Genomic DNA, 8,833 nt, shown 5'->3' with positions numbered 1-8,833 from the left:
CCGTGGGACGGACACCCGCACCGACGCCCACGGCGTGCTCGTCAAGAAGCCGGTGATGGCCACCCGTGACCTCCGGTTCTTCGACGCCGCCGCTCCCCCGCTCCTCGCCGACGGCCAGCCCCGCCGCGGATTGTCGGTCGTCGCGGCGTTGAGCGCACGGCTCGTCCACGAGAACCGTCGTTCGAGCGGCTCGTGGCGGCAGTGGTACGAGCACGGCGTGCCGGTGACCGTCCTGGAGCCGTTCACCGCCGACGGGAGCACCGGGACGACGGTGCGCTTCTGGCCGGCGCCCGCGCTTGCGGCGCTCTCCGCTGACGCTCTCGAGACACTGGCCCGGGCTGGTGGACCGGACCTGAGGGTCGAGCTCGTCATCGACGGCCTGCCCCGCGAACCGCGTGAGGCTCCCTGACGCCGGTCAGCGCCGGGTGATCGCGTCGAACAGCCCCTGGGCGGTGCTGTGCGCCTCGAAGAGCCCGCCGACGTGCTCGCGGGTCCCGCGCAACGGCTCCATGGTCGGGACGCGCTGGAGGGTGTCCCGGCCTGGGAGGTCGAAGATCACGGAGTCCCACGAGGCCGCCGCGACCGACTCCGGATAGCGGGTGAGGCACTGTCCTCGGAAGTAGGCGCGGGTGTCCTCGGGCGGCTGCGTGACCGCCCTCTCGATCTCGGTGTCGGAGAGCAGGCGCTTCATCCGGCCGGTGCGGACGAGCTGGTGGTACAGGCCCTTCGTGGGTCGGAGATCGGCGTACTGGAGGTCGACGAGGTGGAGCTTTGCGTGGTCCCAGTCGAGCGAGTCGCGCTCGCGGTAGGACTCCAGGAGTGCCAGCTTGGCCACCCAGTCGAGCTCGTCCCGGAGCTGGAACGGGTCCTCGGCGAGCCGGGTCAGCACCGACTCCCAGCGGTCCAGGACGTCCTTGGTCTGTCCTGCAGCCGGGTCGTCTCCGTCATGGCCCCGCGCGACGAAGGCCTGGGCCTTCTCGAGATAGCTCCACTGGAGGTCGAGCGCCGTGATGGTCCGACCGTCCGCGAGCTCCACCGCGGTGCGCAGAGACACGTCGTGGGAGATGGCGTGCAGCGCGTTGACCGGTTGCGCCAGCTCGAGACCGCTCGAGAGCTCGCCGGACTCGATCATCGCCAGCACCAGCGAGGTGGCGCCCATCTTGAGGTAGCCGGCGATCTCCGACATGTTGGCGTCGCCGATGATGACGTGGAGGCGGCGATATTTAGAGGGGTCGGCGTGCGGCTCGTCGCGGGTGTTGATGATCGGCCGCTTGAGCGTCGTCTCGAGGCCCACGCCGACCTCGAAGTAGTCGGCGCGCTGGCTGATCTGGAAGCCGCTCTCGGACCCGTCCTGCTGGCGTCCGACGCGGCCTGCTCCGCAGATGACCTGCCGGGAGACGAAGAACGGCGTCAGATGCTCCACGATCGCGCCGAACGGCACGTCTCGCCGCATGAGGTAGTTCTCGTGGGAGCCGTACGAGGCGCCCTTGTTGTCGACGTTGTTCTTGTAGAGGAGCAGGCCCGGGGATCCCGGGAGCTGCGAGGCCAGGTCGGCGCCGCGCTGCATGACGAGCTCGCCGGCCTTCTCCCACAGCACGACGTCGCGGGGGTTGGTGCACTCGGGAGTGGAGTATTCGGGGTGGGCGTGGTCGACGTAGAGGCGGGCACCGTTGGTCAGGATCACGTTGGCGAGGCCAAGATCCTCGTCGGTCAGCTGCGTCGAGTCGGCACGATCGCGGCTGAGGTCGAAGCCGCGCGCGTCGCGCAGGGGGTTTTCTTCTTCGAAGTCCCAGCGGGCGCGGCGCGTCAGCCCGTGGGCGCTCGCGTAGGCGTTGACGACCTGGGTCGAGGCCACCATCTGGTTGGCCGTGGGCTGACCCTTGACCGAGATGCCGTACTCGACCTCGGAACCCATCACCCGTCGCACCGTCATGTCGCCAGCCTAGCCAGTGTGACCGACGCCGCCCCGGAACCGCGCTGTCATGATGGCGGCGTGGACGAGATCGTGGCGCTGTACAGCAGGGACGGACGACCGGCCGGGTCGGCTCCGCGGTCGCGTGTCCGGGCCGAGAACCTTCACCACGCGGCCACCGCCGTGGTCGTCCTCGATCCCGCGGGACAGGTCTACGTGCACCGGCGCACCACGTCCAAGGACGTCTTCCCTGGCATGTACGACGTGTGCGCGGGCGGCGTCCTTCTCGCGGACGAGGCCCCCTGTGACGGCGCCGTCCGCGAGCTCGCCGAGGAGCTCGGGATCACCGCGGCCCCGCTCCAGCCGATCTTCACCGGCCGGTACGAGGACGAGCACACCTCGTACGAGGCGTTCGGCTACCTCGTCGAGGGATGGGACGGCCCGGTCCGCTGGCAGCCGGAGGAGGTCGCCTGGGGCGGATGGATGCCGCTGACCGAGGTCGTGCGCCGCCTCGGCGACCCGGCGTGGCCACTCGTGCCGGACTCCCGCGCACTGGTCGGACCCTGGCTTCGCGCCCGTCAGTCCTCGTCGGTGCGGTAGCCGAGGTTGGGCGAGAGCCACTTCTCTGCCTCGGCGACCGTCCAGCCCTTGCGCGCGGCATAGTCCTCGACCTGGTCGCGACCGATGCGACCCAGCACGAAGTACTGCGACTCCGGGTGCGAGAAGTAGAGACCGCTGACGGCCGCACCAGGCCACATCGCCATGCTGTCGGTCAGCTCGATCCCGGCGTTCTTCTCGACGTCGAGGAGCTCCCAGATCGTCTGCTTCTCGGTGTGCTCCGGACAGGCAGGGTATCCAGGGGCAGGCCGGATGCCGACGTAACCCTCCTTGATCAGCGCCTCGTTCGTCAGCGCCTCGTCCGGCGCATAGCCCCAGAACTCCTTGCGGACCCGCTCGTGCAGGCGCTCGGCGAAGGCCTCCGCGAGCCGGTCGGCCAGCGACTCCAGGAGGATCGCGCTGTAGTCGTCGAGGTTCTTCTTGAACTCGGCGGCCTTCTCGGACACGCCGAGCCCCGCGGTCACCGCGAAGGCACCGACGTAGTCACGCAGCCCGGTCGCCTTCGGAGCGACGAAGTCGGCGAGCGACTTGCGCGGGGATCCCTCTCGCCCCTCGCCCTGCTGGCGGAGCGTGTGCAAGGTCGTCAGCACCTCGCTCCGCGACTCGTCGGTATAGACCTCGATGTCGTCGCCAGGCACCTGGCTGGCCGGGAAGAGACCGAACACCCCGTTGGCGCGGACCCACTTCTCGGCGACGATCTGGTCGAGCATCACCTGGGCGTCGTCGTAGAGCTTGCGGGCGGCCTCGCCGGTCGACGGGTTGTTGAGGATGTCGGGGAACTTGCCGCGCATCTCCCACGCGTTGAAGAACGGCTGCCAGTCGATGTAGCCGCGCAGCTCCTCGAGCGAGTAGTCGGTGAGCGTGCGGACGAGCTGGACGTGCCCGTCGTGGCGGTGGTCGCACCCGGCACCCGAGCACACGTCGCGCGCCTGCTGGAGCAGCATGTGCGGACGTGGAGGCCGGTAGTCGCTCCAGTCGATCGGTGTCGCCTGCGCGCGGGCCTTCTCGAGCGGGAGCAGCGACCGGCTGCTCTGCCGCGCCGCGTGGCGCTCTCGCAGCGCCTCGTAGTCGGCCTCGGTCTCGGCGAGGAGCCGCGGCCGCTGGTCATCGGACAGCAGGGCCGCGACGACAGGTACCGAGCGCGAGGCGTCCTTCACCCAGATGACCGGACCGTGGTACTTCTTGTCGACCTTGACCGCCGTGTGGGCGCGCGACGTCGTCGCACCGCCGATGAGCAGCGGGATGTCGAAGCCCTGCCGCTCCATCTCGCCGGCGAGGTTGACCATCTCGTCGAGCGACGGCGTGATCAGGCCCGAGAGCCCGATCACGTCGGCACCTTCGGCCTTCGCGGCGTCGAGGATCTTCTGAGCCGGCACCATCACGCCAAGATCGACGACGTCGTAGTTGTTGCACTGGAGGACGACGCCGACGATGTTCTTGCCGATGTCGTGGACGTCGCCCTTGACCGTCGCCATGACCACCTTGCCGTTGGTCCGCTCGACCTCACCCGGTTGACGCTCGGCCTCGATGAACGGGATCAGGTGCGCCACCGCCTTCTTCATGACGCGCGCCGACTTCACCACCTGCGGCAGGAACATCTTGCCCTCGCCGAACAGGTCGCCCACGACGTTCATCCCGGCCATCAGCGGGCCTTCGATGACCTCGATCGGCCGGCCCCCGCGCGCGGCGATGACCTGGCGCAGCTCCTCCGTGTCGGACTCGGCGTACGTGTCGATGCCCTTCACGAGCGCGTGGGTGATCCGCTCCCCCACCGGCAGGGACCGCCACTCCTCGTTGGCGACCTCTCTGACCGCGCCGTCCCCGGCGAAGTCGGCCGCGATGTCGAGCAGCCTCTCGGTGGCGTCCGGCCTGCGGTTGAGGACGACGTCCTCGATGCGGTCGCGCAGCACCTCGGGCACCTCGGCGTAGACCTCGAGCGCACCGGCGTTCACGATGCCCATGTCCATCCCGGCACTGATCGCGTGATACAGGAACACGGCGTGGATGGCCTCGCGCACGGCGTTGTTGCCGCGGAACGAGAACGACACGTTGGACACCCCGCCCGACACCAGCGCGTGAGGAAGGTTCTGCTTGATCCAGCGGGTCGCCTCGATGAAGTCGACGCCGTATGCCGCGTGCTCCTCGATGCCGGTGGCGACGGCGAAGACGTTCGGGTCGAAGATGATGTCCTCGGCGGGGAAGCCCACGTCGTCGACGAGCAGGCGGTACGCACGCTCGCAGATCTCCTTGCGGCGCTCGAGGTTGTCGGCCTGGCCGTCCTCGTCGAAGGCCATGACGACGATCGCCGCACCGTAGCGGCGGCACAGCCGGGCGTGCTCGACGAAGGCCTCCTCCCCCTCCTTCATCGAGACGGAGTTGACGATCGGCTTGCCCTGGACGCACTTGAGACCAGCCTCGATCACCTCCCACTTGGAGGAGTCGACCATGATCGGGACACGACTGATGTCGGGCTCGGACGCGATGAGGTTGAGGAACCTCACCATCGCCTCCACCCCGTCGATCATGCCCTCGTCCATGTTGACGTCGATCACCTGCGCGCCGCTCTCGACCTGCTGGCGGGCCACGTCGAGCGCCGCCGAGTAGTCACCTGCCTTGATCAGGTTGCGGAAGCGGGCGGACCCGGTGATGTTGGTGCGCTCTCCGACGTTGACGAAGAGCGTGTCGTCGACGACGGTGACGGGCTCCAGACCGGCCAGCCGCAGCGCCGGCACGGCCGTCGGTGCGACCCGCGGCGTCTTGTCCGCCACCTCGCGCGCGATCGCCGCGATGTGCGCCGGCGTCGTCCCGCAGCAACCACCGACGAGGTTCACGAACCCTGCGTCGGCGAACTCGGCGAGGATCGCCGCCGTCTCGTCGGGTGCCTCGTCGTACTCACCGAAGGCGTTCGGGAGACCGGCGTTGGGGTAGCAGCTGACGAACGTGTCGGCGATCCGCGCGATCTCGGCGATGTAGGGCCGCATCTCCTTGGCCCCGAGCGCGCAGTTGAGGCCGACGAGCAGCGGCCGGGCGTGCCGGACCGAGTGCCAGAAGGCCTCGGTGACCTGCCCCGACAACGTACGGCCGGACGCGTCGGTGATCGTGCCGGAGATGATGATCGGCCACCGACGGCCGTGATCGGCGAACACGGTCTCGACGGCGAAGATGGCCGCCTTCGCGTTGAGCGTGTCGAAGATCGTCTCGATGGCGATGACGTCGGCACCGCCGTCGAGGAGGCCCCGGGTCGCGGTGGCGTACGCGTCGACCAGCTGGTCGTAGGTGACGTTGCGCGCGCCGGGGTCGTTCACGTCGGGTGAGATCGAGGCCGTGCGTGTGGTCGGCCCGAGCGCCCCGACGACGTATCGCGGACGTCCCGTCGCCTGCGCGACCTCGTCGGCGACCTCGCGCGCGAGCCGGGCCGACTCGTAGTTGAGCTCGTACGCGAGGTCTCCCATGCCGTAGTCGCTCAGCGAGATCGCGGTGGCGTTGAAGGTGTTGGTCTCGATGAGGTCGGCGCCGGCGTCGAGGTACTCGCGGTGGATGGCGGCGATGAGCTGGGGCTGCGTGAGAGTCAGCAGGTCGTTGTTGCCCTGCACGTCGGAGGGCCAGTCCTTGAAGCGCTCGCCGCGGTAGCCGGCCTCGTCGGGCCGGTCGCGCTGGATCGCGGTGCCCATCGCCCCGTCGAGCACCAGGATGCGCGACCGGAGTGCCTCAGTCAGCTCGTCGGTCGCGTCCGGACGGAGGTTGCTGCTCACGACGCATGCCCTTCCGAAATGGGGTGATTGGCGCAGGAGCGCCGGTTTCGAGACTAGTCGACGGACGGTCGCCCACGTCGCCCCCGCGGCGTGCGTCCGCCATGTGGACCCGCCGTCACAGCGGCGCCGCGGCGGCGTCAGGCGAGAGTCTTGCCGAGATAGAGCGAGAGCGGGTCGTCGGCGTAGTAACCGAACGGCTCTACGTCGGTGTAGCCCGACGAACGGTAGAGCGCGATCGCCTCCGGCTGCGGCCGCCCGGTCTCCAGGATGATCGCCCTCGCACCCGCTGCCGCCGCGGTCTCCTCCAGCCAGGCGAGCATCGCGCGGGCGTAGCCACGACCGCGCGCCCACTCACGGACGTACATCCGCTTGATCTCGGCGCGGTCGTCGCCCAAGCGCCTCCACCCGCCCGTCGCGACAGGAGTCCCGTCGGCGTACGCCACGGCGAACACTCCCCCGGGCCCGCGGAACTCGTCGGCGTCGGCGGGTCCCTGGTCAGGCGTGCCGTACCGCCGCGCGTACTCCGCCTGGACCTCGGAGACGAGCAGGACGGCGTCGGGATGGTCGTAGCCCACGACACGGATGTCGAGAGCGGACAGGATCGGAGGCACGCACTCCATTGTGCGGTGCCTCGGTCCAGCGGTCAGAGGTACTGCCCGGTGTTGGCGACGGTGTCGATGGACCGACCCGGCTCGCTGCCCTGCTTGCCGGAGATGAGCGTACGGATGAAGACGATCCGCTCGCCCTTCTTGCCCGAGATCCGCGCCCAGTCGTCGGGGTTGGTCGTGTTGGGCAGGTCTTCGTTCTCCTTGAACTCGTCGAGGCACGCCTGGAGCAGGTGCTGGACGCGCAGACCCTTCTGGCGCAGCTCGAGGAAGTCCTTGATCGCCATCTTCTTTGCCCGGTCGACGATGTTCTGGATCATCGCGCCGGAGTTGAAGTCCTTGAAGTAGAGGACTTCCTTGTCACCATTGGCGTAGGTGACCTCCAAGAATCGGTTCTCCTCGGACTCGGTGTACATCCGCTCGACGGTGCGCTGGATCATGCCGTTGACGCACGCCACCCGGTCACCACCGAACTCCCCGAGGTCGTCCTCGTGCAGCGGGAGGCTGGGCGTCAGGTACTTGGAGAAGATGTCGCGGGCGGACTCGGCGTCGGGCCGCTCGATCTTGATCTTCACGTCGAGACGACCTGGTCGCAAGATGGCGGGGTCGATCATGTCCTCGCGGTTGGAGGCACCGATGACGAGGACGTTCTCGAGGCCCTCGACGCCGTCGATCTCGCTCAGCAGCTGCGGCACGATCGTGTTCTCGACGTCGGAGGAGACGCCCGAGCCGCGGGTGCGGAACAGGGAGTCCATCTCGTCGAAGAAGACGATGACCGGCGTGCCCTCGCTCGCCTTCTCGCGTGCTCGCTGGAACACGAGCCGGATGTGGCGCTCGGTCTCGCCGACGTACTTGTTGAGCAGCTCGGGGCCCTTGATGTTGAGGAAGTAGGACCGGCCCTCCTCCCCCGTCTTGGCCGACACCTTCTTGGCGAGCGAGCTCGCGACCGCCTTCGCGATCAGCGTCTTGCCGCACCCGGGCGGGCCGTACAGAAGGACGCCCTTGGGCGGCTTGAGCTCGTGCTCGATGAAGATCTCCGGATAGAGGTAGGGCAGCTCGACCGCGTCGCGGATCGACTCGATCTGGCCCTGGAGGCCTCCGATGCTCGAGTAGTCGATGTCGGGGACCTCCTCCAGCACGAGCTCCTCCACCTCCGACTTCGGGACACGCTCGTAGACGTATCCGGCGCGGGAGTCGAGCAGGAGGGAGTCGCCGGCGCGCAGGCGCGTGTCCATGAGCGAGTCGGCGATGCGCGCGATCCGCTCCTCGTCGGCGTTGCCGATGACGAGCGCGCGCTCCCCGTCGGCGAGCAGCTCCTTGAGCATGACGACCTCGCCCACGGTCTCGTAGTCGAGCGCGGCGACGACGTTGAGGGCCTCGTTGAGGATGACCTCCTGACCGCGACGGAGATCCTCCGCCTCGACCGACGGGCTCACGTTGACGCGCAGCTTGCGGCCGCCGGTGAACACGTCGACGGTGTCGTCCTCGTTCTGCCGGATGAACGTGCCGAACCCCGTCGGCGGCTGCGCGAGCCTGTCGACCTCCTCCTTGAGCGAGAGGATCTGGTCGCGCGCCTCGCGGAGGGTGTCGCCGAGCCGGGCGTTCTGAGCGGTGACCGCGGCGAGGCGCGCCTCGGTCTCGGCGAGGCGGGCGTCGACGGTGCTGTCCGGGCGGCCGGTCGCGAGACGCCGACGGAGGTGCTCGACCTCGGCGCGCAGGTAGTCGATCTCGGCCTGCTGCTGGTGGGCGGTCTGCTCGTTCGCAGGCGGGCGCCGATCGGTGTGGTCGAACTCGCTCATGTCGTACCTCCCGCGAAGGCCGTGACACCGTCTGACCCGAACACCGCCGGGGTCGACCCGTGTGCGCGGCGTGTTGGCTCCTCGTACGACGACACTACCCGCCTGTGGTCGTCATCCGCTCGTACGAATCGGCGTTCTTACGATGAG

The 8,833-nt window shown here is 68.8% G+C and carries 5 protein-coding genes and 1 pseudogene; 2 read left to right on the top strand and 4 right to left on the bottom strand.

Annotated elements, in window-relative coordinates; genetic code table 11:
- Positions 1-409 (top strand): annotated as a pseudogene (locus tag PV363_RS13455) (hypothetical protein); the annotation flags it as partial.
- Positions 410-415: 6 nt separating this feature from the next.
- Here PV363_RS13455 and dop read toward each other — a convergent pair.
- Positions 416-1,933, bottom strand: coding sequence for a depupylase/deamidase Dop (gene dop, locus PV363_RS13450; RefSeq protein ID WP_301022572.1), 1,518 nt, complete (start codon positions 1,931-1,933; stop codon positions 416-418).
- Positions 1,934-1,993: 60 nt separating this feature from the next.
- Here dop and PV363_RS13445 point away from each other — a divergent pair, with 60 nt between their 5' ends.
- Complete coding sequence (locus PV363_RS13445) at positions 1,994-2,512, top strand: NUDIX domain-containing protein (protein ID WP_220341688.1); 519 nt, start codon at positions 1,994-1,996, stop codon at positions 2,510-2,512.
- Here PV363_RS13445 and metH read toward each other — a convergent pair.
- From metH to arc, 3 genes are all read right to left on the bottom strand, one after another.
- Positions 2,491-6,282 carry a methionine synthase gene (metH, locus tag PV363_RS13440; RefSeq protein WP_301022571.1) on the bottom strand — a complete coding sequence of 1,264 codons (3,792 nt, stop codon included), beginning with the start codon at positions 6,280-6,282 and terminating at the stop codon, positions 2,491-2,493. The two genes, PV363_RS13445 and metH, sit on opposite strands and share 22 nt — an antisense overlap.
- Before the next feature lie 137 nt (positions 6,283-6,419).
- Positions 6,420-6,893, bottom strand: coding sequence for a GNAT family N-acetyltransferase (locus PV363_RS13435; RefSeq protein WP_308289331.1), 474 nt, complete (start codon positions 6,891-6,893; stop codon positions 6,420-6,422).
- Positions 6,894-6,925: 32 nt separating this feature from the next.
- A complete protein-coding gene (arc, locus tag PV363_RS13430; RefSeq protein ID WP_220345098.1) occupies positions 6,926-8,686 on the bottom strand; it encodes a proteasome ATPase in 1,761 nt (586 codons plus the stop codon).
- Positions 8,687-8,833 lie beyond the last annotated feature (147 nt).

The organism is Mumia sp. (assembly GCF_028803055.1).
Lineage (GTDB): Bacteria > Actinomycetota > Actinomycetes > Propionibacteriales > Nocardioidaceae > Mumia.
Note: the sequence above shows the minus strand (reverse complement) of the source record. Positions and strands in the feature narration are given on the sequence as shown.

Coding starts and splice junctions, on each gene's coding strand:
- dop (WP_301022572.1), bottom strand. CDS start 1,933: ATGACGGTGCGACGGGTGATGGGTTCCGAGGTCGAGTACGGCATCTCG.
- arc (WP_220345098.1), bottom strand. CDS start 8,686: ATGAGCGAGTTCGACCACACCGATCGGCGCCCGCCTGCGAACGAGCAG.